We start from the raw sequence: 24,414 nt of genomic DNA on the forward strand, positions 1-24,414 counted from the left end.
ATTAAAATTTATATATCTTCCCTGATTCTAAAATCACTAATTCAGCGAACTGACCTGTCTTTTTTATGTTTTCCATAATTTCATCTGCTATATTTTTAGCTTTTTGAAATGTTATATCATCATTAAAGGTCATCTGTATACCTGGCGGCTCCCACGAATAGCTGAACTCATCTTGACCAACTTGATAGTAAGGCCAATTGTCTTTTTGAATTTTGGTCCATTCAAAGGAATTTGGCGTCATGATCTCATCATGATTTTCAGCCGTTATTTCTAAATCACCAGTAATTAGAAATTCAAAATTCTTGCCAGTCCATTTTGAGCTATCTGGTGCTATAGGGATAACAATATTTTCTTTCGATGTCTTTATCATCCTGTCAAAAATAGACTGTACCAATTCTAACATAAAATCAGGGTTTTGCATTTTTTTAATATGCTCAATAATTTTAGCCTGGTCAATATGGTTTTTTATGAATTCCTCTCCCTGTTTGGTAACAGCATATTTTACGGGATGACCAAATCCATTGGCTTCAGCAACATATAATAAATGGTTATTTACTAACTGAGATAGATTATTTTTCGGGTTTCCTGGAAAGTCACATCTATCCAATCGCATCATTAATGTATATGGACTACTTATTGACGTTTTTGATATAAGAATCAATACTAACTGATCTCTTTCTGATAGCTCATTTGGGTTAAATGCTGCGCTATTTGGATCAACGGACGGTGGATCATATCGGGTGATCGTATTCAGCTCAGAAGTCGTTTTGCGGCTTTTTAGAAAATCAAATATACCCATCGTGAAATTGGTGTGTTTAGTGTGAATAAATTTAAATAAAACTCATCGTAATTAAGTAGTATCTATTGGATTGATTATCAATAAAATACATTTAAGTTTAAACATAGTCCCATGATCTGCACGTTTATGATTCTTAAGACTGTAGTTAAACATATTATGTGAAAGGCCTAAGTGAAGTCTTCGGATAATAATATGATCTGTCGCATTCAACCTATCATTGGTCGCATATACACCGCAGGCATTATAGGCTTATTATGGAGATTTGTATCATCACAAAAACAATAAGTTAAACAGCAAATTAAAATCTTATGAGAAAGATAATCGTTTTAACATTTATGACATTAGATGGCGTAATGCAGGCACCGGGTGGCCCGGAAGAAGATCAGTCAGGCAGTTTTAAATATGGCGGCTGGTCGGCACCTTTTATGGATGAGGTTTCTGGTAAACTCATGCAGCAGCAGATGGAAGCCACAGACATTCTGCTGGGCCGGAAAACGTTCGATATTTTTGAGGAGTATTGGCCTAAACATGCAGATTACTGGCCAGGTATCAATGATGTAACCAAATACGTATTGTCCAATACAAAGGATAAATCCGATTGGAACAACAGCGTGTTTCTTACAAGTGTAGATGATATTAAAAAACTGAAAGATTCAGAAGGTTCGGACATCAAAGTTTGGGGCAGCGGAGAATTGGTTAAGCTGTTACTGAAACATGATTTGGTAGACGAGCTTTGGCTTAAAATATACCCGGTACTGCTTGGCAAAGGGAAAACCATATTCAGTGAGGACACCATGCCTACGACTTTGGAGATAACAGAAAGCACCGTTACACCAAGCGGAGTGGTCTTTGTTAATTACAAACGCGCCGGGGAGGTTAAGACCGGTAATATGGGAGCTTAAAAGGTTTTGGAGGGAGTTGCTCACTCTCCAAAAAGGATCCGCGTCATTTCCTCATAATTATTCAGGAAATGTTTGGTAACCATATAATGCTCCGTTTCTTCGTAACGAATCTGTTTTATGCCCGAATCGTCTAACTGGTAAATGGTTGCGCCCGGGTAGGCTAATAAAATGGGGGAGTGGGTGGCTATAATGAACTGTGAATTTTCATTCACAAGCGTATTGATGAGCGAGAGTGCCGCCATTTGCCTGTTTGGCGATAAGGCGGCCTCGGGCTCATCGAATATGTAAAGCCCGTTGCCGGTAAGCCTGTTGGTTAGCGTTGCCATGAACGATTCGCCGTGTGAGCATTCGTGAAGTGACCTCACACCATATTGCCGTGCAAACGAGCCTTTGTCGTTTTCGTAAACGTTTTCCATATAGGTGGCTACGTTATAAAAGCTTTCGGCCCGGAGAAAGAAATAATCGGTTGGCTTTTTGTAGCTTTTTATACCGGTTAAATAATTGAAAAGTTGCGACGAATTATTATGGGTTTGAAACTGCGCGTTTTTTGAGCCTCCCTCGATACTGAAACCCATATGCAAAGCGATGGCTTCTACCAACGTTGATTTCCCCGAACCGTTTTCGCCAATGATAAAAGTAACATCACGATGGAACTTTAATGACTTTAGGCTCCTGATGGAAGGGATGTGAAATGGATAGGCATCAAAAGATGGTACCGTATCGCGTTTCAGTTGGATCTCCTGGAGAAAAGGTTTGGCTTCCATGGTAGGGTAAAGATAGGGAATGGAGATGAATAAAGATTATAATCGAAATAGCTTAGCCAGTGCACGATACATCACCCATACAACAGGATAACACATCGCAATTGCAAATATTATTAATGATATAGCATAGAGATCATTACTGAATTTATATGTTAAATCAACCTTTGATAATATTACTATTTCGGCTCCCAATATCAATATATACAATGCCATTTTTATAGTAAACTGGCGTATAAAATTGATGTGGTTTTGCGCCTGCTTGAATGTCTTGTTCTGCTCAATTCTTTGTTGTGTTATATTAAAAATGAGCGTCTCGATTTGGTCATTTATGGAAGGCCACATATCGTAATTGTCCAATGCAAAATCTCTATAGATTGATAAAAATTGTAATATTTCAATACGCAGATAGTCGTAGTGTTCCGGGCGGAATGCTTCCTGCAGCTCATCGCTAAACTGGTATAGCACCCCCATTTTGTCACCGGCCATCGTATTATTTAACGCGATGCGGTCCATTACTTCGCATGCTTTTTGTAACCCGATATTATTGCTATTGAGTTTATGATAAATTAGCCCAAGCAATACATTGCCTATAATAGGTGCATTGCTAATACTTATTTTGTCTTTGATAAGCACCTTTGCTTCTGTAACGCTCTTGCTCATTGAAAGCTCAATGAAAAAATAATCCGGAATATCTTCTGTAGTGATGATGATATCATCGGCCCATTTTACAGCTTCGGCTTTTGTAATTAGTTCCCATTGCAGGCCCCAATAAAATACTTCAAGCAAGAGGTTATATGGTTGCGGTGATGTGGACATTTAACGATTTATGATGGAGGTGTAAGTTAATCAAGTAAATATCCTTCGTTATAGGTTTTGATTGGCAATTACTAATTATGATTAGCAGGTTTGTTTAGGAATGTTTCTTTTAAACTTGATAAATTCTCTCTCAATTAAATCAAAATAGTTCACTTTAAGTGAGATGTTGCGAATGTCAATTATACGACTATTTTCAATCGGTTCATGCCAGTCTCCATCCCAACAGCAATAGTATTCAATGTCGTCGTCGATAGTTAGCTTATTTAATAGATCGATAAATGCCTGCACTGTTGGTTTACTATCCTGCCATTCCGGATCATTAAATAAATGAGAATGAAATTCCAGTCCACATGAGCATTGAGTATCTGAACCAACATAATAAACATAAGGCAGGCTTAATTTATCTTTTAAACCCGTCAATTCATCTGCACTTGGTTGTATTAGATAAATTAAAGTTTTTCCTGCCACGAAGTCGCTTGCCTGCTGCGGAGTTGAAGTAGCTATGAAAACTGCGTAACACATACTTTTAATAATTGAATAATTGTTCAGATCTTAGCTGCAATCGGTTAAATTGGAAATACAAACTCCCCCTTTAGGGGGCCGGGGGCATCTAATCCTCCGGCTTTTCCTTAGCATCAGCCATCCGCACTATCCTCGGCTGAAAGCTCGCCAGTACATCAACCAGATCATGTTGGGCGGCCATCACGGCATGGATATCCTTGTACACCATCGGGGCTTCGTCAAGGTCACTTCCCATCAGGGTGATGCGTTTATCTACCAGGTTAGCGGCAACCGCTTTTGGATCCACGGTTTTAAAGGCTGCGCTTCGGCTCATTAAACGGCCTGCGCCATGCGATGCGGAGTTGATAGAAGCCGCATCACCTTTACCACGTACTACAAAACCAGGTGTGCTCATGCTGCCCGGGATGATCCCCAGTACACCTTCACCTGCCGGTGTAGCGCCTTTTCGGTGTACCATTACTTCGGTACCATCGGCAAGCTGCTCTTTCCAGGCAAAATTGTGATGGTTCTCGATCATCATAACCGGTTTAAGGTTAAGCGCACGTGCAATTTTGTTATGGATTTCGTGATGATTGGCGCTGGCGTAATCGCCGGCCAGGTTCATGGCAATCCAGTATTCCTGCCCCTCGTCATTATCCAGATTTAACCATGCCAAATGTTTGGCTTCCTGCGGAAGCTTGGTTTTGCTCATAGCAATTTTTGAGTAATGATCGGCAATGCTCCCTCCAAATCCGCGCGAACCTGAGTGCGATAATAAAGCCAGGTAATTACCGGCCGGGATGCCTTCAAGAGCGCCTTCGGCAACGGTAAGCTCACCCCATTCAACAAAGTGGTTGCCGGTACCCGAGGTGCCCAATTGGGCATAAGCCTTATTCTTCAGGTTCCGGATTGTCTTGGTTTCGCTCCATACAGGGCGATCAAACAGCGTGGTATCAAAATGTGTTTTGGTAACCCCGCCAATGCCAAAGTTGGTATGATCAAGCAAAAGCCCTTTAAGCATGTCGGTTTCAGTATCAACCACACCGGCAGGCAAATCAAAAATGCTCAGACACATGCGGCAGGCAATATCTACCCCAACCGCAAAGGGGATGATGGTATTTGCAGTTGTAGCCAGCACGCCTCCAATAGGCAAGCCGTAACCCTGGTGCGCATCGGGCATTAAAGCGCCTGCTACGGCTATGGGTAATTTAACCGCGGTTTTCATCTGCGCAAGCGCACCCACTTCAATATGCTCAAGGCCGTAAACCGGGAAATCGGCAATTTCCTGTTTCAGTGCGAAGTTGGTTCGCGGCTGTTTCAAAAATTTCCCTTCTTTTCGTAAGTCGATTACCGCTTCGGCCAGGTTCTTGAACTTACCGCCTTTTTTAAGGGCGTAAGGCATCGGGTCGTCAATAAGGGCCTCCAGGTTGGCCAGGATCTGCTCCTTATCCATTACACCGTGTTTTAACAGGCCATTGGCCACACGGCTAAAGTTCTCTAATATCTTTACGTCGTTAATACCTAATGAGGTTAATTCGTTGTTGCTTATTTTTATCTTTTCCATAGCGCTCCTGAACCTCCGCCAATTGGCGGAGGGGTTTCTTAATTAGCTGCTTTTGTTATTTAACGATACAAAGTAAAATTGCAACTGCGCAATGTATTTGCGCAGTAAAAAATAATTTAATAATATTATAAAAAAAATGAGGAGTTGGTATTTAATCCGCTATTCATTATTAAGACCGTCATTGCGAGGTACGAAGCAATCCCCAATAGGTAGAGCAGCTATGCAGATCTCCCTGTAAAGTTTGGGATTGCTTCGTACCTCGCAATGACGGGTGTTGACAAACATCCTAAATCCCAATCAAAATATGCCCGTAAACCGCAATGCCCTTATCCGCTACCGAACCATTGATAGCTGCCTGCAAAACCGCCGCCGGCAGTGGACACTTAATGATCTGATTGAAGCTTGCTCCGAAGCTTTGTACGAATACCAGGGGATAGACAGCGGGGTAAGCCGCCGCACCGTACAGGCCGATATTGAAATGATGCGCAGTAATAAGCTGGGGTACGAAGCGCCTATTGTAGTGGTTGATAAAAAGTATTACACCTACTCCGACAAGAATTACAGCATCAATAACATCCCCCTCAATAACCAGGACATGCAGGTGCTTAGCGAGGTAGCCGGTTTGCTGGGGCAGTTTAAAGGCCTGGGGCATTTTGCCGACCTTAACGAAATGGTAACCAAACTGGAAGACAAGATCTACAGCCAGAAAACACACAGTGTGCCAGTGGTTGATTTTGAAAAGAACGATAACTTGAAGGGATTGGAATGGATTGAGATTATCCGCAAGGCTATTGTAAGCAAGAATACGTTGTGTGTTAGCTATCAGTCATTCAAAGCAAGGGAGGCCAGTACATTTTGCTTCAGCGCTTATTTGCTGAAGGAGTACCGTAACCGCTGGTTTATGCTGGGAGTAAAGAATGTAGGAAATAAACAATTGCTTACACTGGCGCTTGACAGGATTCAGACTGTCGAAGTACACGCTGATAATTATATTGAAAATACACAGGTTAACCTGGCTACTTATTATAATGATGTATTAGGCGTAACTAAATCCGCGGGACAGCGCGATGTTGAGGTTACTTTTTGGGTAGATGATAAAAACGCTCCTTATGTTGTTACGAAACCTTTACATCACACCCAAAAGATACTGCAGGTTACAGTAGATGGGACAATATTCAGCATAAAAGTGGTTTTGAATTTTGAGCTTGAACGGGAATTGCTCGGTTTCGGGCCTAAACTGAAAGTGCTTGGTCCGCGGATTCTGGTTAAGCAAATGAAGGATCTGTACCGAAAATCACTGGAGCATTATGCTGGGGATAGCCCCATCCCGCAAGGAGGTAATTTGAGCAGGTTGTTAAATTCGTGACATAAAGCATTTATATTAGCATTAATGATAAGCGAAAAAGAAACGACCAGCTTAAGTAAATTTTTAAGCCTGGTATTACGTCATCAGCCCGAAGCAATAAATATTAAACTTGATGAGCAGGGCTGGGTAGCCGTTGACGAGTTGCTGCTGAAAGCGGCTGCACATGGTAAAGCCATAACTCTTGAAATACTGAACCACATAGTTGAAACTAACGCCAAAAAGCGTTTCGCATTTGATGATGCCCGGCAGAAGATCCGCGCCAGCCAGGGGCATTCGGTTGAGGTTGAGCTGGGTTATGAAGCACAAATACCACCGGATGTGCTATATCACGGTACAGGGAGCCAGTCGGTTGAGGCGATTTTGCAAACCGGGCTCGAAAAGCGGAGCCGGCAGCACGTACACCTGAGCAGCGACCTTGAAACGGTCGTTAAAGTTGGTCAACGCCATGGTAAACCTGTGGTGTTAACCGTTGCGGCGGGTGAAATGCACAGGCTGGGCCATAAATTCTATCTGTCAGAAAACAAGGTGTGGCTTACCGATTTTGTCCCCAAAGATTTTATTGGAAAATATTCTTCTTAACCTATCCATGACAACTTAAAAAATGGGTGTCATACTGAGCCCGTCGAAGTATGGCGGACAGGGCCTCTGCACACGAGTCTTCGACAGGCTCAGACTGACAGGCCCTCTTTGTCATCTAACCTTCAGAGTCCATGGATTTAATCACCCAGGATAAATCGGAAATCGAACATCCGAATTCCGAAATTGGAAAATGACATTTTTTTGACTTTTGTACCAAATTAGTCGAAACTTTATTTTAAAAAACGCTTGCAGGTTAAGTAGCAAACCTGTTACATTTAGGAAATTATAAACTGAAATGCCAAAACACATCCTAATTATTTACGTATTAGTTGCCTGTTGTATCCTGGTTATTATGGTCAACTCATTTGTTAAAAACAGGTTAAACAAAAAAGCAGAAGACAGGCGGATCCTGAAACCCGTTAACCGTTCTTAACTATTTTTCAAACCCATTAAGAAGGCCGGCCCGGTGATCAAAACGGGGCCGGCTCTGCAAAGCATCGATATCTCCTGATGCTTATATGTAATGTTTATTACCCGTCGTTTTTTTGAAGTTTAAACAAGTCTGTATTAAAATATACGTTGAGGAAAATATTTTTCGCTAAGACGCAAAGATTTTTTTTGCCTTTGCGTCTTAGTATGCTTATTTAATCGCGGCCGTTTGCTATTCTGCTAAAATCCATCAAAAACAAAAGTTTCGTTTACAAGCGGTTTCCTTGGCAGCATTTCAGGTCGGATACTGGCCTGGTACACAAATGAGGCTACGATGATGGCGGCCTGTTTCAGATCGTCTATCATCAGGTGGTCGTAGTCGTCCATATTGCTGTGATGTGTGCGGGTTTCATAATCAATAGGGTCTTGCACAAACTGGAAACCCGGTATGCCAGCCCAATCAAACGCCAGGTGATCGGTTGACCCGGTATTGGCCATAGTTACCGTTGTGGCGCCAAGGTCATTAAAGGGTTTTAGCCACTGTTCAAATATCGGTTTCATTTTTTCGTTGTTTTGCGCAAAAATCCCCCTGATTTTTCCGGTACCATTATCCAGGTTAAAATAGGCCGATACTTTAGCCTGCTCGGGCTTTACAGTAAATTTAACGCCATCCCTGAAATGTTTTTTAACGTAGCTGAATGAACCGAGCAAACCCTGCTCTTCGCCGCTCCAAAGTGCAATGCGAATGGTGCGTTTTGGTTTAAGCCCAAGCGAATCGAGCAGGCGAACGGCCTCCAGCATCACAATGCAGCCCGCGGCATTGTCGGTTGCACCGGTAGCTGCCTGCCACGAATCAAGATGGCCGCCCAGCATCACCAGCTGCGATTTTAGCTTGGGGTCGGTGCCAGGAATTTCACCCACTACGTTATAGCCGTTTGTATCTTCGGTAGATGTTTTGCCCGTAAAATTCATGGCCAGCTCAACTTTTTGGCCCGATTGGATCAGCCGTTTGATTTTCTGCCCATCCTCCGAAGCCATGGTAACTTGTGGTACGGTTTCCGGATCAGTTAATTTATAGCCGTAGCGGCCTTGTACAAAAACGGTTCCGTTAACATTACTGCGGCCCGCGCTAATGAATGCCAGCGCACCGGCGTTTTTCAGTATCCGGTCTGCTGTTTTAAAGATCTTCAGGTATTTAGTAGTATACATGTCGATCATGGAGCGGGATACCATATAAGTATCCTTCAGGTTGGCTAATGAGGTGTCGGCCAGTCTTTCAGCCGATGGCTCAAAGTCCTTTTTATAATCAGCCGCATCACCGGTAACCAGCACAAATTTGCCTTTAAACCCGGTAGCGTGACTATTCAGATAAGTAGTATCTATAGCCTGTGCCGATGTAATTACCATAACTTCACCTTGCAGCAGGCCGTTACTGCCCGGACTCCAGGGATTAGGGTAAGCCCTGATCTGTGCATTATAGGGTGCGCGCATCATCATGCTGAAATCCTGCACTTCCCATTGTTTGCCAAAAGTGCCCCAGGGCTCGGTAGCTGTATTGGTCATTCCCCATTTTTTCATGGTGGCAACCGCCCAACTTGCTGCCCGGGCATAACCCGGTGAGTTGGTTAACCGCGGACCGGATACATCGGTTAAATAATGCGCTATCTGCGGAATTTGTGAGCTGCTAAGTTCTGCCTTACGGATACGGCCGAAAGCCGCGGTATCAATAACTTCCTGCTGGGCGTAACTGCCGGTGCCGGCAAACAACAACGCGCCGAAAATAAAATTACGTTTTATATATTTCATAGTGAGGGTTTTAGATTTGAATATAGAGCTTTTAGTTTGAAAAATATAAATATGAGAGGGTAAAACCCGAACTAAGCCGTGGCTTTAACACAATAAAACATTGGTAATACGGCTGATATTCATTAAATAACGTAAAAACCGCATCCCGAAAGCGTATAAACACTATGTTACCCGGGTGTTTTTATCGTCAATTTTATCTTCTCTAATTAAAGCCATTTAACCCGGAGGCTATTTGCAGTTTTCTGAATCAGCAAATAGCTTGAAGCAATAGTATTTATAGTGTTCGGACCGCCTGTATATGGCTTTAAATGTTTGTGAACCAACAATCAAATTATATAAACTTAAAACTACAACCTATGTCTTTTTTATCAAAAATGTGGGATCACGTAAAATCCCTGTTCCATAACGCTTCAGACGTTGTACATGAAATCATTACCGTAGCCGACAAAGTTGCTAACGGACTCAAAAACCTTGAAGCAAGCCAGGCTGGCCAGTTTTTGGAAACGACACTGGAAACCCTGGTGCCGGCATCAGCAGTAATTGTGAATGGCATTAAATTATGGCTGCCCAAAGTGGTTACAGATTTAAACTGGGCTGTACAGGAAGATGGTAAAACAGATGCGCAAAAAATAGCCGACGCGGTGGCTTATTTAGCAAAACTGAAAGGCGCCAATCCCGATGCTTATGCCAGCCAGCTGAACACGTTAAATGCACTGATTCAAAAATGGATGTCGGACCAGCAGGGTGCCGGGCTCAACATTCAGCAGGCCCTCACCATTAGCCAGGTAAACCATAATCCCGACCTGGTTTCGGCCCAATGATATTAAATTGCTGAGTACTGCACGCCAGGGGCCCCATCATGAAACAAATGATGTGGCCTTCTTTTTTATAATTATTTTATTGATATGACTGGTCTTTCTTTTAGAGTTTAAGAGCGCTTTGCCTGTATGTAACAATATGCTATCATGTTCAATTTAGTTTGTTTTATTAAGCCTCATAATAAGATATTTATAATGTTGAGTTGGAACCGGTTTTCTGCCGACCTAACGTTTGTGAACCTTTTTTGTATTGAAGATAAAAATGATGAAACGGATATTGTTTTGCTTTATGCTGATGACTTGTTTAGGAAGCAGGGAAGTACGCGCGCAGTCACTAAATGGTAATTTGCCGCGGTTACTCATCAGGCTGGATGATATCGGCATGAACCATTCTGTAAATATGGCTTTGCTTAAGGCTGCTCAAACAGGTATGCCGCTTTCTGCTTCGGTGCAGTTTGCATGCCCCTGGTACCAGGAAGCAGTTGAAATACTAAAGCAATATCCTAATGTTACGGTTGGGGTTCATCTTACATTGACTTCCGAATGGAAAAATTATCGCTGGGGGCCTGTTACCGGCCGTACGGCTGTTCCGAGCCTGGTTGATTCAAACGGGTATTTTCCGCAATCAACGCGGGCGTTTGCTAAAAGCGGCTATAAACTTAGCGAAATTGAAACCGAGTTGTCGGCCCAGATTGAAAGGGCGCAGGCATCAGGATTAAAAATAACCTATATCGATCCGCATATGGGCATAGCGCTTTCAACACCCGAATTGCGCGCCCTGACCGAAAAACTGGCTCATAAATACAAACTGGCTATATCAACCCTAAGCAGTGTAACTTATTTCGGCGAAACCTATAAAGAAATGTGGGGTGAGCCTATCGCTACAAAAAAAGAAGCGTTTTTAGTTTACATAAGCAAGCTAAATCCCTATAAGCCCAATATGATGGTGCTGCATACCGCTACCCCGAGCCCCGAGATGGATGTACTGGTTGATATGAACAGTAACATGATGAACTCAAAAGAGGGTAAGCCCCTTACCAGTTTGCACCGCCAAACCGAACTTAATGCCTTGCTCTCGCCCGAGTTTGCAGCAATGAAGGGTAAAAAGTTTCAGCTGATCAATTATCAGCAACTGCTTGCCGGTAAGGACATTAGCTCACTTAAAGCTGCAGATAATAAATAAGCCCCTATTTTTTTGAAGTAGCAACTACAACAATACCGCCTATAACTAATAATCCGCCCAGGTAGGGCGGCCAGTTAACAGTTTTTTCCCTGTCGGCCGATACCTGTATAGGGCCGGCATCAATGATCTTTTCTTTTTTGGTGTAAGTAAAGCCTGTCCAGATGAGCATGGCCGCACCTACAATAATGAGTACAATCCCTATGGCTTTGTTCATGGTTATATAATTTGGTTATCTATAATAAATAGCGTTTAGTTACTATTTGTTTTGCGCTCGTCGTTCAGATTGGCATATTAAGTTTTTTTGCTTTCAACTTTTCTTTAGATTAGAAGCCTGGATCCGGGGTGAATGGTTTTCCAATAACATCCTGAAAATTAATTACCGTAGATGCAAGATGATCTGATACTGGAAACCATATCGGTTACTAAAAACTTTTTTGGGGATAAGTCTTCGGGGGTTAATAACGTTACCATTTTTATTCCGAAAGGAAAGATAACAGCGATAGTGGGTGAAAGCGGCAGCGGGAAAACCACTTTGCTTAATCTGTTATATGGTACCCTGGAGCCCGACCATGGCGAGGTGTTTTTTAAGGAAGAGCAGGTATTAAGCAGGCAAAAAGGTATTCAGCATGCCCACAAGGTTATGAGGATGGTAGCGCAGCACGATAACGATCTTGATCCGCGAATATCGGTATGGGACACTATATGTGAAGGTTTGCCTGCCGAAGATCAAAGTCAGGCTATCCATCATGTTACCGAAGCCTTGAACCTTTTAAATATCTACACCATTAGGGAAATGCCCTTTGGTAAATTAAGCGGTGGTGAAAAGCAGCGCGTAACCATTGCCAAAGCATTGATTAGCCGCCCGGAAGTTTTACTGCTTGATGAACCCTTTAACCAGGTAGATGCCACCTACCGGGAAGGTTTACAGCACGATATCAGGTATATTGTAAAGGAATGGGGAGTTACCGTAGTATTAGTATCGCATGATCCTGCCGAGATCCTTTCCATGGCCGATGAACTTATTGTACTTAAAGAAGGGGAAATAGTGGAGAACGGCAGTCCCGAGCAGTTATATCATTCGCCTAAATTATTGTACACAGCACAAATACTGGCCAGTTGTACCCGGCTAACATCGGCCCAGGCAAAAGTTTGCGGCATAAAAAGTAAACGCAGCGTAGTAGTGGTTTACGCGGAGCATATTAAAATAAGTAGCCTGGGCAGCAAATGGCTGGTGAAAATGGTGTTGTTCAAAGGCTTTTTTGAAGAGCTTATTGTTGAAAAAGATGGTTTAACACTGCGGATACTCAATTACGACAGACGTAAGTACCCGGTTGGCAGTAAAGTTGGCATCAGTATCAGTAAATATTTTGAATTTGGGAAGTGGGAGAGCTGATAGGCGGTTCTTTATCTAAAATGAATTATATTTATCTAAACGATGGAAGTTTTTACAGTTAAACCCAAAACTAAAGAGCAGCTTGTTGCCTTAAAGGCTTTCTTAAAACTAATGAAGATTGATTATCAAATAGAATCAAACTATAACGAGAAATTTGTTTCAAAGATACTTCAGGGGCGGAAAGATATCAAAAATGGCAAAGGCATATCCATAAAGGTAAACGATTTATGGATATGACCACATTGGTTTAAGCTCTCATTTCGCTACTGCCAGCTCTCCATGTTTCGCCTTCCTATACTTCGATAAATTGATCAGCAACACGCTACTCAATATTACAACCAGTCCAATAACCTGGATCAGCGTTACATGTTCGCCTGCAAAAATTACCCCCAATAATACGGCTATCACCGGGTTAACATAGGCATAGGTACCAACCTGGGTGGCCGGTCTCACTTGTAAAAGCCATACATAAGCGCTAAATGCCGCTATCGATCCAAATATAATGAGATAAGCCAGGGCATACCAGCTTTGTGCCGGTATAGCATGCCATTGTACGGTTTGTACCTCGTTGTTTAAAAAACTTGCGGGAATAAAAAATATGCCGGCTCCAAGCATTTGCCAGGCCGTATTTACCGATACCGATCCTTTGGTGTTATAATGTTTTGAATATAATGATCCGGAAGCCCAGCCCAGTGTACCAAGTAAAAGCAATATCATTCCTGGTAGTTTTGATGGACCTGCCGATGATCCCAATACGTCCGCGATCTGATCCCTGAATAAAAGTATCACACCTATAAAGCCAATGATGAGGCCGACAATGGTGCTTTTGCTTTTAAAGTTGGTGCTCCAGTTGGGTTTATCAAGCAGCACGAACCAAATTGGCGGCGATGTTACCATAATGGCCACCATAGCGCTTGGTAAAGTTTGTTCGGCCCATATTACTGCACCGTTACCTATTACCAGCAACAGGAAACCGCTTACTGCTGCATGTAATATGTTTTGTTTTACAAAAATCTTTTCACCCTTAATTGCACACCACGCCATTAACAGCAAACCCGCTGTGAAGAAGCGCAGCGCGCCCAACAGCAGCGGCGGAAAACCGGCTACTGCAATTTTTATAAAAAAGTAGGTAGAGCCCCACACTATATAAACAGTGGCGAAAGCTATAATAACTAATATGGGCGAAGTGGATTTTGCAGTAGTAGGTGCCATGATATATTATTTTTCGGGTATAACCAATTGTTGTTGTTCTTTTTTGGTTTCGAGCACTATGGTGGTGCGGGTGCTCAAAATATTGGGTATTTTACTGAAGTGAGTGCGCATTAAATTCATTAGCGAGGCGGAGTCATAAGTACGCACTTTTATTAAATAACAATCGTCGCCGGCTATGTGGTGCACTTCCTGTACTTCGGGTATCTTGGCCAGCTCGCCTGATGTAGCATCGCTTCCTGGCCCATCGGCCGCTTTCATAAATATAAAAGCAAGCATTTTTTGCTGCAGGGCCGCCGGATTGATGCGCGTTGTATATTGCTGGATTACATTTTTTTGTTCCAGTTTTTTTACACGCTCCAGTATGCCGGATGGCGCCATGCCAAGCTCACGGGCCAGGTCGGCATTAGAGATCCGGGCATTTTCCTGCATCAATCGCAAAATATGCAGGTCGGTTTTATCTAAAATAATTTCCGGTTCGTTAATCATACAGCAATATTCGGTATAAATTGAATAAAGTTCAAATATTTTTAATTAAAATGAATTTAATTCGACAAAACTATCTTTATGATGTTTAAACATCAGTTGCTTAAGCCGCTTCTGCAATCAAATAAATGCTGTTTTAGCTGTCTGAAATGGCTTTTTGACAGGCAATAGATTTTTTTGAAAAAAAATTAAAATGTTTTTAAATCACAATCGTCTTTATCTTTAAAAAGGATAAAGAAATTGACAACAGCGATAATGCCCCAGGACAAAAACAGCCATATCATACAAACAATTGCTTCGTATGGTAAAAGCCTGTTGGGATTTATTCGCCGGAGGGTAAAAAACGATGCCGACGCCGAGGATATACTCCAGGATGTTTGGTACCAGTTTAGCGCTGTTATTAATTCTGAACCGATTGAACAAACCAGCGCCTGGCTATACCGGGTGGCCCGGAACAAAATAACTGATAAGCATAAAAAAAAGACGGAAACCCTGCTTGATGATATGCTGGCCGATGATGAGGATTATGACGATGAGGCACCGGACTTTAAAGCCATACTCCTTACCGAAGCTACCACTCCCGAAACCGAGTATTTGCGCAACCTTTTTTGGGAGCAGTTATTTTTTGCGCTGGATGAATTGCCCGAAGAACAAAAACAGGTATTTGTTTGGCATGAGCTCGAAGATATCCCCTTTGAGGAAATTGCCAAACGTACCGGGCTAAATACCAACACGCTGGTATCAAGAAAACGTTACGCCGTACTACACTTGCGCAAACGGCTTGCCCAGCTTTACACGGAAATTACTGAATATTAAAAATTAAGACATTATATATCATGAAACCATTTTTTTATAAAAGGCGATTTTTTTTCATCCCGCTTGGGGTGCTCGCTTGCCTGGCCGTCATCAGCTTTGTGGTAATGCAGCTGTGGAATAATTTATTGCCGGATATTTTACATGTAACAACTATTACTTACTGGCAGGCCGTTGGCATATTTATTTTATGCAAGATTTTGTTTGGTTTTGGGAAAGGCGGCCCTAAAGGCGGAGGAGGTGCCCCTTGGATGCGCGGACGCATGGCCGAGCGTTTTAAGAATATGAGCCCTGAAGACAGAGATAAGTTCCGCGCTCAGTGGGAAGACCGCATGTGCGGATGGAAAGGCCACGGGCATGGCAGGTTTAGCCGTGACTGGGACGATTTTAATACTACCACAAACGACGAAAAGAAGGCTGAGTAAGCAATCAGCATATCCGGCTTTAAGTTTTGTGCATTCCGCTTTCAGCTTTATATAAATTAATATTTATCTACTTCAAATAACATAACAATGGATGTACTGGTATTTGCAACAAGTGTACGGCAGAGACGGCAGGTGAGCCGGGTACAAAATTTATTAACCAAAATACCTGCCATAGCCCAATGGAACTTTGACCTGGAAGACTGCGATAATATTTTACGGGTGGAGGCTGAGGATCTTTCACCACGTTATATCGAATCGTTGTTGCAAAAGGCCGGCATCCATTGCCAGGAGCTTGATTATTAATACCTGTTTACAATGGCAGCCTCGCTTGAACGTAAGCTGATCCGATGGGTCCATATCTTGTTAAGCATCCCAGTTGTAGGGTATATTTATGGCCCGGTGGCTCAAATCCCTAACGCGGCTGCGGCGGTAAAATGGGTATTCTTCCCGATAATAGCACTTTCGGGCTTTTGGCTGTGGAAAGGCTATTGGTTTAAAAAGAAATACAAAAATTTAGTTAAGTGATTGTTTGGCAGCCCGGCTTATTTTTTAGCCGGGCTGTTTATTTCAATCCAGTAGCCATCCGGATCCTGGAAATATAGTTGTAGTACGCCATCGGCCCGGTAGGTAGGTTCTTTACTGTCGCCTTTCCAGTTTGAATAGGGGATATTCATTTGATCAAGCGTTTTTGCAAACTCTTTTACCGACGAAACAGTGAAGCAAAGGTGTACGCCTTTAACCTGTTTTTCGTTCCGTTCGGCCTGTATAACGTGTAGTTTTACATTATTGCCAAGACTATACCATTGGTGTACGGTATCGGCAAAGGGGTTGGCAACTTTTTTAAGGTGTAATACTTTGGTATAAAATTCGGTGCTTTTTTTAAGGTTACCGGTAGTAATGGCGATATGATCAATTACCGGTGAGATATCGGTACCGTTTTGCGCTTTGCAAACCACAGGTAAAAGCACAGTTATTGCCAGCAGCAACGTGGTTAGTTTGGCTGTTTTAAAAATTATTGATAAAGATCTCATTGTTAGGATTAGTAATTTAAATGCCTAAAGATATAGGTTTAGCATTATGGTTAAAGTAATGCACAAATAAATTACACAAGCATTCAATGAAAACTGAATATCAATCTTTCGTCCAGGGGATTAACACAATTGATATTGTGTAAATTCCAGTCATTAATATCAATAAGGCCCGCATCGGTCCTGTAATGACTGTCATCAACAGGGCATTTTACTACATATCCAATATCTTTAATCAGCACAATTATTGGTCTTGCACCGCAAACCTTGCAGCAGTTACAATCAACCGATCCTGGTATATTTACATAGCCCCTCATACTTCATCCGGCGTTTAATTAGTTTTTAATTGCGATTAGTTATCAGGTCAATCAACTTTGTTGAAGTACTCGTATTTTATCCTCAAAAATTAAAAAAATGCTAAATGAGAATAAAATCCTCCATAAAAATATAATACGTATGAAACTGAATTTATGTTACTGCCCTTTGCAGATTATTATTTATTTAAGAGAATAATAATAGTTTGTTTGTATTTTACGGTACCGTTTTATAGTAATTTAACGCTGCAAACAGCTATGGAGCAATATCATTATTGATGCTTATAACCTTTCTGGCTATCGGTTTTTTGTTTGTTTGGATTAACCGGGCCATGGCGCGACGGAGTTCCTGAGTTGTCGCTTGAAATAGTTGTCGACTGATGATTATCCTACTGTAACATTCCTTTTACGGCTTTGTTGCCGCACTCTTATGGCATGATAACTGTTTGGCCATAGTTTATCTATCGAAAACTAATAAATCATTTGCTATGAAAACTACTGTTTCACGCTCAATTTCATTATTAATATTAGTAGCAATGGGCTTTACAAGCTGTTCGGCCGAATACCGGGAACGGCACAGGCGACGACACGACGAAAGGGTTCGTGTACACGAACGGGTAGTTATACATAATTAAACAGGTAAATACAGCAAAACAGGCCGTGCTGATGAAGCACGGCCTGTTTTGTTTATGGCGTTTAAAAACCGGGATTGTTTATGGTAGATCAATCGTTCCAGAGGTGCCGTGAATGAAGGCTGCCTTCCAGTTTGTTTTTAATTATAAGGTCGTCTTTATGCAAAATGCAATCGCCCTGATTGATGTCTTCTTCGGCAGTAACTTTGATGATGCTGCCTGATATCTGTTCAACTATACTTGATAAAGTAAATATCTCTGAGTCGGGTATTTGTACGGTTAATATTGCCATGGGTAGATGATGTTATTTTTAATAATTCAAAAATATGTTAATTAAATCTACCCAATGTTTTATGAAAGTAAAATTTAAATAACCTTTATTTTACAAATGTCTCAACAATATTAATTCACGGTTTTAGTTACCAGTACCCAGTCCACAATGGTTTTGGCATTACCGGCCTTTATTTTGTTAACTGTATTTTCTGATAAACCATGATAGGGTTTGGTAACCTTGTTAACACCACCGGGATAGCCACCGCCTAATGCAAAATTAAGGATGATGAATTTTTTGTTATCAAAAGCCCAGCGGCCATATTTTTCAACCATTGCTTTTGTTACCGTATAGGTGATTTTGCCATCAACCTTAAAAACAAGGCTCTCCGGCAACCAGTCTACCGAATATACATGCCACTGGGTAACATCAATGCCTGCGGGGAAAAATATACGTTTTGCAAGCGGTGTATCGCCAAAATAGCCGGGGCCATGTAAAGCATGGCTTACCCAGCTCGAGTCGCCTACGGTTTCCATTACGTCAATTTCGCCGCAATTGGGCCATTTACCGTTTCCAAGCAGCCAAAAGGCTGGCCATAAGCCTCCGCCTGCCGCCATTTTCATTCTGCATGAGGCCGTGCCATATGTAAACTCCATTTTAGCACGGGTATTAATGCGGCCTGAAATGAAATCATATTTACGCTGCTCTTTACTGGTAAAGCCGGGTTTATATAAAGCCTTTAAAACAAGCGCGCCGTTTTCGGCACCTTCGGCTTTACCATCTATCATATAAATGGTAGCCGCCGAATCAACATAGGCCTGCTGCTCGTCGTTAACAGTATTGCCTGTAACTTCAACATTCCATTTGCTCCTGTTGAGGGCAGGATTGTTAAAATCTTCAAAGAAAACAGTATCCGTAGTTTTAGTCTGAGCGAATGCCTGTAACGCTAATAAAAGTGGAGCTGATAGCAGCAGATATTTTAGATTCATTTGAGGTGTGAGATAAGGGTTTAAAAGTAGATAAATTGGATGATACGAATTCAGTATTTACCAATTGCGATCATAATTTTACAGTAACGTCCCGGTTTGAAACTAAAATACATTGATAAATAAACAGATGAAGAATCTCTGCTTACATTGTTATATTTGTGTAATACTCATCTTAAGGTCATGGGTAAAAACACAATAAACTTATATTTCAGGTCAAAACAGGTTTCGTTAATAATGTTGGCGGTCACGGCTATCATTTGCTCCAGGTTGCTGTTCTTTTTTTTTAATGACCCTGAAGGCCCAAATCTTTTAATAGTTGGAGGTTTGGCACTGGCTGTATTTTTGCTATCCTGGGCGGTATATGTATTCGGTCCATTCAAAATAAATGGCTTTAAACGACTTTTCGCGGCAATTTGTATCCAACTACTATTAGTTATTGGTCTCTATTTTTGCATGAAGTAAGTTCCTGTCTTTCTAAAAATCGTTGAACCTGGCCTGCATCTGCAATTTTACCCTCTAATTACCTTTACTTTTTTAAATTGCAGTCTTATATGGATTTATATGCACAGTAGTGGTTTTTTGAAGGTATTCGCAATTATTGCGTTGATTAGTTTGTTGTTTGATTGGTACATCCATTCCGGCCTTAAAACCTTAACTGCCGACTGGCCATCAAACCTATGGCGCAATGTTGTTTTATGGGGGTATCTGATCATATCTGTAGGCGTAACTGCTTTATTTTTATTTGGCTTTGGCGCTTTTAGCACAGCAAGCGGCATGCGCCCGTTTCATGAGTGGATGCTAAGCCTGTTCCTGACGTTTTTTATTACCAAATTGGTTTTCATAATCGTATTATCCCTTGGCGATCTCGGGCGGTTTTTCGTAGGTGTATTCAATTTGATCAGTGGTTCGGGCGGGGTTGCCGGACAGCCGGCTTTTCCCGGCCGGCGTAAGTTCATCAGTGAAATAGCGGTACTGGCAGCTGCTGTGCCTTTTACTTCGTTTTTTTATGCCATGCTTAAGGGTAAATACGATTATAAACTGCATAAAACCACCCTTTATTTTGATGATTTGCCCGATGCCTTCGATGGCTTTACCATCACCCAGCTTTCTGACATCCATTCGGGAAGCTTTGATAATACCGAGGCTATGCAACGCGGTATCGACCTGGCTAAAGCGCAAAAAAGCGACCTGTTTGTTTTTACCGGCGACCTGGTGAATAATGCAGCATCGGAAATTGAGCCTTATATTGACAGGTTTGGGCAGATCAAAGCGCCTTACGGACAGTTTTCCATTTTAGGTAACCACGATTACGGTGATTATATCCATTGGGATAGCCTGCAGGAAAAAGCAGCCAACCTCGATAAGCTTAAACAACATCACAAAGCTTTAGGCTACCGTTTGCTGCTGGATGAAAATGTAACCATTGAAAAAGGCGGACAAAAGATCTCCCTCATCGGGGTCCAAAACTGGGGCAGAGGTTTCATTCAGGTAGGCGATTTGAATAAGGCGCTTCAGGGCGTACCTCCGGATGCCTTTAAAATACTGCTTTCGCATGATCCTACCCATTGGGAAGAACAGGTTCGTTATAACCTAACAACCATCCATCTTACCTTATCGGGCCATACCCATGGCGCACAGTTTGGGGTTGAGATCCCCGGCTTTAGGTGGAGCCCGGTAAAATACCGCTATGTTGACTGGGCTGGCCTCGCTAATGAAAAGAACCGGTATCTGTACGTAAACCGTGGTTTTGGTTTCCTGGCATTTTCGGGAAGGTTAGGTATTTGGCCGGAGGTTACAGTTATTGAGATGAAGAAAAAGGTAGTGTAAACAAATAATAGGCGCTGGAATTGGAGGCTTGATTTGTGGCAAGGTTTTTATGCTTTTTATATGAAGCATTAAAACTAAGATTATGGCAACCAACGATATAAAAAGGATAGGCAAAAACGGTCCGCAGGTACAGCATCAGCATAGCAATGCCTGGCAAGTGATGAAGCCTTTTGTACATTTTGGTGTGAAAGCTATAAGCGCAATAGCCCATACGCTTATCTACATTATAAAACATATTCCCAAACCTGATTCGCCTAAACCTTCCGGGCAAAAAGGCGGTAAGATCATCAAAATATGAAATAGTAAGCCCGGTATATTCATATCGGGCTTTTTTGTAATCCAGTACTGGTTATCTACCGTTATTAAACGGAATAAAATACCGTGTTTTCACGGGTTGCGGGACCGTTTTTAAATGGCGAGATTTAAGCGTTGATTAAATCCTGCAAAACAAGAACTGCCATTACCTATCACGGGTTGCTAATATTGCCTTCAATAATAATTGATATAATATTTAAAACCTAAACCTTAACTTTAACCTTGTCTTGACACCCGTCAGTTTGATGGGTGTTTTTTGTTTTATACCAGTTCAAATTCATAAGCGTTCAGTAAGTGGCTTGTTGTTTAAATTACAATTTGTACTTACTTTCACCCTCAATGAATCATCTGTTTACCGGTTACAAAACGCTTCAAAAATTAATACTTCCGGCGCTGTTACTTTCTGCTACATTATCATCAAAAGCGCAGGTGTTTGGCGGTAATCCGCCATCTATAAAATGGAAACAGGTAAACACACCGCCAGCCCGGGTGATATTCCCGGCCGGCTTGGATTCGGCGGGGTTAAGGGTTGCCAATATTGTACAGCAAATGAACGGCCTGATCCGGCCAACGATCGGCTTTAAGCAAAAACAAATCAGTATTGTGTTGCAAAATCAAACTACTGTAGCCAACGGTTATGTAGGATTGGCCCCCTTCAGGAGCGAGTTTTTTTTAACTCCCGAACAAAATAGCTTTGATATAGGCAGCCTGCCATGGCCGCAGCAACTGGCTATTCACGAGTACAGGCATGTGCAGCAGTACAATAATTTTAATGTAGGCCTGTCGCATTTACTCCGTATAATTTTTGGTGAGGGCGGACAGGCGCTGGGTAACGACCTGGCTGTACCCAACTGGTTTTTTGAGGGCGACGCTGTTTTTAACGAAACCCTGGTGAGCGAACAGGGCAGGGGCCGGTTGCCTTATTTTTTTACCAGTTACCGGGCGCTGTGGGCGGCGGATAAAAACTACAGCTATATGAAGCTCCGAAATGGCTCGTACCGCGATTATGTGCCCGATCATTACCCGCTCGGCTATATGATGGTAGCCTACGGTCGCGAAAAATATGGCAGCGAACTATGGAAAAACGTAACACATGACGCCGCGGCCTATCGCGGTGGCTTTTATCCTTTTCAATGGGCTGTTAAAAAATACACCGGCGAAAGTTTCAAAACCTTTTCAAATAACGGGTTTGCTTATTTCAAACAGCAATTTGCCGAAGATAACACCCAACCGGTTGCAGAACGAAGGACACATTTTGACGCCAACCGGCAATACCCGGCTTTTGTGAATGATAGTACGCTCATCTATGCCAAAAATACTTACGATCACTTGCCCGCCTTTGTCATTAAAAACGGTAGTAAAGAAGTGAAAATCAGCACCCGTTCCTATTCATTGGATAGTTATTTTGATTATCACAACGGTAAAATAATTTATACATCCTATCGGCCGGATTTACGCTGGGGCTACCGTAATTATAGTGAATTGATGCTGCTTGATGCAAAAACAGGCCAGGAACACCGGATCACCTCAAAAGCAAAATACTTTTCGCCTGCTTTTAGTGCCGATGGCCAAAGTATTGTTGCTGTACGGGTTGATCCATCAGGTGCAAGCCGGCTACATATTTTGGATACTGCAGGGAAACTGCAACAGGAAATTCCAAATCCCCGGGGGCTGTTTTATACTTACCCTAAGTTTTATGGCGATGGCAAACTGCTGTCGGCAGCGCGCAATAAGGATGGGAAAATGGGGATAGCGCTTACCGAGATTGCTACCGGTAAAACGGATTATTTAACGCCACTGAGTTATCGCCCGATAGGTTTTATCGCCCTGAAAAAGGATACGCTTTATTTTACCCAAACCGATGGTAAAAACGACCGCCTGTTTGTAATGATGCTTAACGATAAAAGTGTTTATGAGATGCTGCCTACCGGTAACGACAGTGGCATAGGTTATTATCAACCTGCTGTAAGCGACAATAAACTGGCCTGGGTAGGTTTTACAGCTGATGGTTACCGGATTAGCCAGGCTAACAAAAAAGATTTAAAATGGATAGCCGCCGGGGGGGATTATGCACGCTACCTGCCCGACCTGGGGATCACCGCGCTCAAAAAAGATTCGGCTGCCAATTTAGTTGCCGAAATAACTAATAAGCCTTTGCAGGTTACCAACTATTCCAAAGCGCATGGATTGTTTAATTTTCACAGTATCATCCCCAACATCAGCGACCCTAATTATTCATTCGCTATCACAGGCGAGAACGTGTTGAATACTTTTCAGTCCGAGTTGTCTTTTGATTATAATACTAACGAAGGCTACAAGCAGTTTGGTTTCGATGCCATTTATGGGGCCTTATTCCCCTATATTTCGGCCGGGGCCGATTATACACTCGACAGGCGGAGCTTTTATAAAGGCCAATACGTTTACTGGAACGAGACTGCTGTACATAGTGGCTTGCGGGTCCCCCTGAATTTTAGTGAAGGCAAGCGTTTAACCAGTATTACCCTTGGCAGCGACCTGTATTTTAACAGCATCAACTTTCAACAAGCCTACAAAAGCAGTTTTGCAGATAGATCGTACAGTTATCTGAATAACTATATCAGTTTTAGCAATCAAACGCAACAGGCACAGAAAAATATTTATCCCCGGTTTGCGCAAAGCATAGGCGTCAATTATAAATCGGCAGTTTCGGGCTCAGGAGCAACACAACTGTTAACAACCGGGTCGTTTTACTTCCCTGGCTTGTTTGTGAACCACAACTTTGTCATCAGCCTGGCGCGCCAGCAAAAAGGAAAAGATAATGTAATCAGTTTCTCTAATGATTTCCCTTTCTCCAAAGGTTATACCGCCGAAAACCTGGATAATATGAATAAGATTGGCTTAACCTATCATATGCCAATAGCGTATCCTGATGCAGGTTTCGGTAACCTGTTTTACCTGTTACGCTTACGTACTGCATTGTTTTTTGATTATACCCATGCCAGCGCATCAAACTTTTTTACCGATGGCAGCAGCTTTAAACAAAACTTCAGGTCAGTGGGCGGTACCTTGTATTTCGATACCAAGTTCTTTAATCAAAACAGTATCACATTCGGTGTCAGGTATAGCAGGCTGCTGGACGAAGATTTTTTTGGCGGAGTAGGGAGAAACAGGATAGAGCTGGTTTTGCCGGTTACATTTTTTTGACG

General features: G+C 42.3%; 29 protein-coding genes. 16 read left to right on the forward strand and 13 right to left on the reverse strand.

Features of this window, described 5'->3' with window-relative positions; all coding sequences use genetic code 11:
* Nucleotide 1: 1 nt before the first annotated feature.
* Entirely contained in the window at nucleotides 2-799 is a 798-nt protein-coding gene (locus BLP33_RS01795; protein WP_090524284.1) for a hypothetical protein, read from the reverse strand.
* 308 nt (nucleotides 800-1,107) lie between these two features.
* Between BLP33_RS01795 and BLP33_RS01800 the strand changes: the two genes are divergently transcribed.
* Nucleotides 1,108-1,701 (forward strand): dihydrofolate reductase family protein, encoded by a 594-nt coding sequence (locus BLP33_RS01800; RefSeq protein ID WP_090524286.1) that lies wholly within the window; start codon nucleotides 1,108-1,110, stop codon nucleotides 1,699-1,701.
* Between the two features lie 20 nt (nucleotides 1,702-1,721).
* Here BLP33_RS01800 and BLP33_RS01805 read toward each other — a convergent pair whose 3' ends face one another.
* The 4 genes from BLP33_RS01805 to BLP33_RS01820 form a co-directional block, all read right to left on the reverse strand.
* Nucleotides 1,722-2,465: an AAA family ATPase gene (locus BLP33_RS01805; protein WP_090524289.1), complete on the reverse strand. Its 744-nt coding sequence runs from the start codon at nucleotides 2,463-2,465 to the stop codon at nucleotides 1,722-1,724.
* Nucleotides 2,466-2,501: 36 nt separating this feature from the next.
* The gene (locus BLP33_RS01810) at nucleotides 2,502-3,251 is read right to left on the reverse strand and encodes a hypothetical protein (protein ID WP_139159910.1); all 750 of its coding nucleotides are present in this window, start codon (nucleotides 3,249-3,251) and stop codon (nucleotides 2,502-2,504) included.
* 111 nt (nucleotides 3,252-3,362) lie between these two features.
* Complete coding sequence (locus BLP33_RS01815) at nucleotides 3,363-3,803, reverse strand: hypothetical protein (protein WP_090524295.1); 441 nt, start codon at nucleotides 3,801-3,803, stop codon at nucleotides 3,363-3,365.
* Between the two features lie 88 nt (nucleotides 3,804-3,891).
* The gene (locus BLP33_RS01820) at nucleotides 3,892-5,346 is read right to left on the reverse strand and encodes an RtcB family protein (protein WP_090524298.1); all 1,455 of its coding nucleotides are present in this window, start codon (nucleotides 5,344-5,346) and stop codon (nucleotides 3,892-3,894) included.
* A gap of 304 nt (nucleotides 5,347-5,650) precedes the next feature.
* Between BLP33_RS01820 and BLP33_RS01825 the strand changes: the two genes are divergently transcribed.
* The 3 genes from BLP33_RS01825 (at nucleotide 5,651) to BLP33_RS27305 (ending at nucleotide 7,724) form a co-directional block, all read left to right on the forward strand.
* On the forward strand, nucleotides 5,651-6,712 hold the full coding sequence (locus BLP33_RS01825; RefSeq protein WP_090526160.1) for a helix-turn-helix transcriptional regulator: 1,062 nt from the start codon (nucleotides 5,651-5,653) through the stop codon (nucleotides 6,710-6,712).
* Between the two features lie 24 nt (nucleotides 6,713-6,736).
* Complete coding sequence (locus tag BLP33_RS01830; RefSeq protein WP_175489895.1) at nucleotides 6,737-7,291, forward strand: RNA 2'-phosphotransferase; 555 nt, start codon at nucleotides 6,737-6,739, stop codon at nucleotides 7,289-7,291.
* 295 nt (nucleotides 7,292-7,586) lie between these two features.
* On the forward strand, nucleotides 7,587-7,724 hold the full coding sequence (locus BLP33_RS27305) for a hypothetical protein (RefSeq protein WP_167516184.1): 138 nt from the start codon (nucleotides 7,587-7,589) through the stop codon (nucleotides 7,722-7,724).
* A 236-nt stretch (nucleotides 7,725-7,960) separates the two neighbouring features.
* Here BLP33_RS27305 and BLP33_RS01835 read toward each other — a convergent pair whose 3' ends face one another.
* Nucleotides 7,961-9,526: a M20/M25/M40 family metallo-hydrolase gene (locus BLP33_RS01835; protein ID WP_090524300.1), complete on the reverse strand. Its 1,566-nt coding sequence runs from the start codon at nucleotides 9,524-9,526 to the stop codon at nucleotides 7,961-7,963.
* 356 nt (nucleotides 9,527-9,882) lie between these two features.
* Here BLP33_RS01835 and BLP33_RS01840 point away from each other — a divergent pair, with 356 nt between their 5' ends.
* Entirely contained in the window at nucleotides 9,883-10,347 is a 465-nt protein-coding gene (locus BLP33_RS01840) for a hypothetical protein (RefSeq protein WP_139159911.1), read from the forward strand.
* A gap of 259 nt (nucleotides 10,348-10,606) precedes the next feature.
* Entirely contained in the window at nucleotides 10,607-11,527 is a 921-nt protein-coding gene (locus BLP33_RS01845; protein ID WP_090524305.1) for a ChbG/HpnK family deacetylase, read from the forward strand.
* Between the two features lie 4 nt (nucleotides 11,528-11,531).
* Here BLP33_RS01845 and BLP33_RS01850 read toward each other — a convergent pair whose 3' ends face one another.
* Nucleotides 11,532-11,741 carry a hypothetical protein gene (locus BLP33_RS01850; RefSeq protein WP_090524308.1) on the reverse strand — a complete coding sequence of 70 codons (210 nt, stop codon included), beginning with the start codon at nucleotides 11,739-11,741 and terminating at the stop codon, nucleotides 11,532-11,534.
* A gap of 171 nt (nucleotides 11,742-11,912) precedes the next feature.
* Between BLP33_RS01850 and BLP33_RS01855 the strand changes: the two genes are divergently transcribed.
* Both BLP33_RS01855 and BLP33_RS01860 read left to right on the forward strand, forming a co-directional pair.
* Nucleotides 11,913-12,920: an ABC transporter ATP-binding protein gene (locus BLP33_RS01855; protein ID WP_090524310.1), complete on the forward strand. Its 1,008-nt coding sequence runs from the start codon at nucleotides 11,913-11,915 to the stop codon at nucleotides 12,918-12,920.
* A gap of 42 nt (nucleotides 12,921-12,962) precedes the next feature.
* Entirely contained in the window at nucleotides 12,963-13,157 is a 195-nt protein-coding gene (locus BLP33_RS01860; RefSeq protein WP_090524313.1) for a DUF2683 family protein, read from the forward strand.
* Between the two features lie 18 nt (nucleotides 13,158-13,175).
* On the opposite strand, the gene BLP33_RS01865 is transcribed toward BLP33_RS01860, so the two are convergent.
* Nucleotides 13,176-14,132, reverse strand: a complete 957-nt coding sequence (locus BLP33_RS01865; RefSeq protein WP_090524315.1) for an EamA family transporter — start codon at nucleotides 14,130-14,132, stop codon at nucleotides 13,176-13,178.
* 6 nt (nucleotides 14,133-14,138) lie between these two features.
* Complete coding sequence (locus BLP33_RS01870; protein ID WP_090524317.1) at nucleotides 14,139-14,618, reverse strand: Lrp/AsnC family transcriptional regulator; 480 nt, start codon at nucleotides 14,616-14,618, stop codon at nucleotides 14,139-14,141.
* Between the two features lie 252 nt (nucleotides 14,619-14,870).
* On the opposite strand from BLP33_RS01870, the gene BLP33_RS01875 reads away from it, so the two are divergent.
* The 4 genes from BLP33_RS01875 (at nucleotide 14,871) to BLP33_RS01890 (ending at nucleotide 16,378) form a co-directional block, all read left to right on the forward strand.
* The gene (locus BLP33_RS01875) at nucleotides 14,871-15,431 is read left to right on the forward strand and encodes an RNA polymerase sigma factor (RefSeq protein ID WP_090524319.1); all 561 of its coding nucleotides are present in this window, start codon (nucleotides 14,871-14,873) and stop codon (nucleotides 15,429-15,431) included.
* A 20-nt stretch (nucleotides 15,432-15,451) separates the two neighbouring features.
* Nucleotides 15,452-15,853 (forward strand): hypothetical protein, encoded by a 402-nt coding sequence (locus tag BLP33_RS01880; protein ID WP_175489896.1) that lies wholly within the window; start codon nucleotides 15,452-15,454, stop codon nucleotides 15,851-15,853.
* A gap of 87 nt (nucleotides 15,854-15,940) precedes the next feature.
* Nucleotides 15,941-16,156 carry a hypothetical protein gene (locus tag BLP33_RS01885; RefSeq protein WP_090524321.1) on the forward strand — a complete coding sequence of 72 codons (216 nt, stop codon included), beginning with the start codon at nucleotides 15,941-15,943 and terminating at the stop codon, nucleotides 16,154-16,156.
* 12 nt (nucleotides 16,157-16,168) lie between these two features.
* Nucleotides 16,169-16,378, forward strand: coding sequence for a hypothetical protein (locus tag BLP33_RS01890; protein ID WP_090524324.1), 210 nt, complete (start codon nucleotides 16,169-16,171; stop codon nucleotides 16,376-16,378).
* A gap of 17 nt (nucleotides 16,379-16,395) precedes the next feature.
* Here the strand turns inward: BLP33_RS01890 and BLP33_RS01895 are convergent, their stop codons facing one another.
* Complete coding sequence (locus tag BLP33_RS01895) at nucleotides 16,396-16,884, reverse strand: VOC family protein (protein ID WP_090524326.1); 489 nt, start codon at nucleotides 16,882-16,884, stop codon at nucleotides 16,396-16,398.
* A gap of 799 nt (nucleotides 16,885-17,683) precedes the next feature.
* Here BLP33_RS01895 and BLP33_RS27310 point away from each other — a divergent pair.
* A complete protein-coding gene (locus tag BLP33_RS27310) occupies nucleotides 17,684-17,830 on the forward strand; it encodes a hypothetical protein (RefSeq protein ID WP_175489897.1) in 147 nt (48 codons plus the stop codon).
* An 88-nt stretch (nucleotides 17,831-17,918) separates the two neighbouring features.
* Here the strand turns inward: BLP33_RS27310 and BLP33_RS01905 are convergent, their stop codons facing one another.
* The 3 genes from BLP33_RS01905 to BLP33_RS01915 all read right to left on the reverse strand — a co-directional run bounded on the left by BLP33_RS01905 (nucleotide 17,919) and on the right by BLP33_RS01915 (nucleotide 19,467).
* A complete protein-coding gene (locus BLP33_RS01905; protein ID WP_090524329.1) occupies nucleotides 17,919-18,119 on the reverse strand; it encodes a hypothetical protein in 201 nt (66 codons plus the stop codon).
* 110 nt (nucleotides 18,120-18,229) lie between these two features.
* Entirely contained in the window at nucleotides 18,230-19,087 is an 858-nt protein-coding gene (locus BLP33_RS01910; RefSeq protein WP_090524331.1) for a glycoside hydrolase family 16 protein, read from the reverse strand.
* Nucleotides 19,088-19,254: 167 nt separating this feature from the next.
* Complete coding sequence (locus BLP33_RS01915) at nucleotides 19,255-19,467, reverse strand: hypothetical protein (RefSeq protein ID WP_090524333.1); 213 nt, start codon at nucleotides 19,465-19,467, stop codon at nucleotides 19,255-19,257.
* Nucleotides 19,468-19,648: 181 nt separating this feature from the next.
* Between BLP33_RS01915 and BLP33_RS01920 the strand changes: the two genes are divergently transcribed.
* The 3 genes from BLP33_RS01920 to BLP33_RS01930 all read left to right on the forward strand — a co-directional run bounded on the left by BLP33_RS01920 (nucleotide 19,649) and on the right by BLP33_RS01930 (nucleotide 24,412).
* Nucleotides 19,649-20,914 carry a metallophosphoesterase gene (locus BLP33_RS01920; protein WP_090524335.1) on the forward strand — a complete coding sequence of 422 codons (1,266 nt, stop codon included), beginning with the start codon at nucleotides 19,649-19,651 and terminating at the stop codon, nucleotides 20,912-20,914.
* An 82-nt stretch (nucleotides 20,915-20,996) separates the two neighbouring features.
* On the forward strand, nucleotides 20,997-21,212 hold the full coding sequence (locus tag BLP33_RS01925; protein WP_090524337.1) for a hypothetical protein: 216 nt from the start codon (nucleotides 20,997-20,999) through the stop codon (nucleotides 21,210-21,212).
* 356 nt (nucleotides 21,213-21,568) lie between these two features.
* Nucleotides 21,569-24,412, forward strand: a complete 2,844-nt coding sequence (locus BLP33_RS01930) for a TolB family protein (protein ID WP_090524339.1) — start codon at nucleotides 21,569-21,571, stop codon at nucleotides 24,410-24,412.
* The last annotated feature ends 2 nt before the right edge of the window (nucleotides 24,413-24,414 follow it).

Source organism: Mucilaginibacter sp. NFR10 (assembly GCF_900100445.1).
Classification (GTDB): Bacteria; Bacteroidota; Bacteroidia; order Sphingobacteriales; family Sphingobacteriaceae; genus Mucilaginibacter; species Mucilaginibacter rubeus.

Excerpts from the sequence above, each read along its gene's own strand:
- BLP33_RS01795 (WP_090524284.1), bottom strand. The coding sequence starts at position 799 with ATGGGTATATTTGATTTTCTAAAAAGCCGCAAAACGACTTCTGAGCTG.
- BLP33_RS01800 (WP_090524286.1), top strand. The coding sequence starts at position 1,108 with ATGAGAAAGATAATCGTTTTAACATTTATGACATTAGATGGCGTAATG.
- BLP33_RS01805 (WP_090524289.1), bottom strand. The coding sequence starts at position 2,465 with ATGGAAGCCAAACCTTTTCTCCAGGAGATCCAACTGAAACGCGATACG.
- BLP33_RS01815 (WP_090524295.1), bottom strand. The coding sequence starts at position 3,803 with ATGTGTTACGCAGTTTTCATAGCTACTTCAACTCCGCAGCAGGCAAGC.
- BLP33_RS01820 (WP_090524298.1), bottom strand. The coding sequence starts at position 5,346 with ATGGAAAAGATAAAAATAAGCAACAACGAATTAACCTCATTAGGTATT.
- BLP33_RS01825 (WP_090526160.1), top strand. The coding sequence starts at position 5,651 with ATGCCCGTAAACCGCAATGCCCTTATCCGCTACCGAACCATTGATAGC.
- BLP33_RS01830 (WP_175489895.1), top strand. The coding sequence starts at position 6,737 with ATGATAAGCGAAAAAGAAACGACCAGCTTAAGTAAATTTTTAAGCCTG.
- BLP33_RS27305 (WP_167516184.1), top strand. The coding sequence starts at position 7,587 with ATGCCAAAACACATCCTAATTATTTACGTATTAGTTGCCTGTTGTATC.
- BLP33_RS01835 (WP_090524300.1), bottom strand. The coding sequence starts at position 9,526 with ATGAAATATATAAAACGTAATTTTATTTTCGGCGCGTTGTTGTTTGCC.
- BLP33_RS01840 (WP_139159911.1), top strand. The coding sequence starts at position 9,883 with ATGTCTTTTTTATCAAAAATGTGGGATCACGTAAAATCCCTGTTCCAT.
- BLP33_RS01845 (WP_090524305.1), top strand. The coding sequence starts at position 10,607 with ATGATGAAACGGATATTGTTTTGCTTTATGCTGATGACTTGTTTAGGA.
- BLP33_RS01850 (WP_090524308.1), bottom strand. The coding sequence starts at position 11,741 with ATGAACAAAGCCATAGGGATTGTACTCATTATTGTAGGTGCGGCCATG.
- BLP33_RS01855 (WP_090524310.1), top strand. The coding sequence starts at position 11,913 with ATGCAAGATGATCTGATACTGGAAACCATATCGGTTACTAAAAACTTT.
- BLP33_RS01860 (WP_090524313.1), top strand. The coding sequence starts at position 12,963 with ATGGAAGTTTTTACAGTTAAACCCAAAACTAAAGAGCAGCTTGTTGCC.
- BLP33_RS01865 (WP_090524315.1), bottom strand. The coding sequence starts at position 14,132 with ATGGCACCTACTACTGCAAAATCCACTTCGCCCATATTAGTTATTATA.
- BLP33_RS01870 (WP_090524317.1), bottom strand. The coding sequence starts at position 14,618 with ATGATTAACGAACCGGAAATTATTTTAGATAAAACCGACCTGCATATT.
- BLP33_RS01875 (WP_090524319.1), top strand. The coding sequence starts at position 14,871 with ATGCCCCAGGACAAAAACAGCCATATCATACAAACAATTGCTTCGTAT.
- BLP33_RS01880 (WP_175489896.1), top strand. The coding sequence starts at position 15,452 with ATGAAACCATTTTTTTATAAAAGGCGATTTTTTTTCATCCCGCTTGGG.
- BLP33_RS01885 (WP_090524321.1), top strand. The coding sequence starts at position 15,941 with ATGGATGTACTGGTATTTGCAACAAGTGTACGGCAGAGACGGCAGGTG.
- BLP33_RS01890 (WP_090524324.1), top strand. The coding sequence starts at position 16,169 with ATGGCAGCCTCGCTTGAACGTAAGCTGATCCGATGGGTCCATATCTTG.
- BLP33_RS01895 (WP_090524326.1), bottom strand. The coding sequence starts at position 16,884 with ATGAGATCTTTATCAATAATTTTTAAAACAGCCAAACTAACCACGTTG.
- BLP33_RS27310 (WP_175489897.1), top strand. The coding sequence starts at position 17,684 with ATGAAAACTACTGTTTCACGCTCAATTTCATTATTAATATTAGTAGCA.
- BLP33_RS01905 (WP_090524329.1), bottom strand. The coding sequence starts at position 18,119 with ATGGCAATATTAACCGTACAAATACCCGACTCAGAGATATTTACTTTA.
- BLP33_RS01910 (WP_090524331.1), bottom strand. The coding sequence starts at position 19,087 with ATGAATCTAAAATATCTGCTGCTATCAGCTCCACTTTTATTAGCGTTA.
- BLP33_RS01920 (WP_090524335.1), top strand. The coding sequence starts at position 19,649 with ATGCACAGTAGTGGTTTTTTGAAGGTATTCGCAATTATTGCGTTGATT.
- BLP33_RS01925 (WP_090524337.1), top strand. The coding sequence starts at position 20,997 with ATGGCAACCAACGATATAAAAAGGATAGGCAAAAACGGTCCGCAGGTA.
- BLP33_RS01930 (WP_090524339.1), top strand. The coding sequence starts at position 21,569 with ATGAATCATCTGTTTACCGGTTACAAAACGCTTCAAAAATTAATACTT.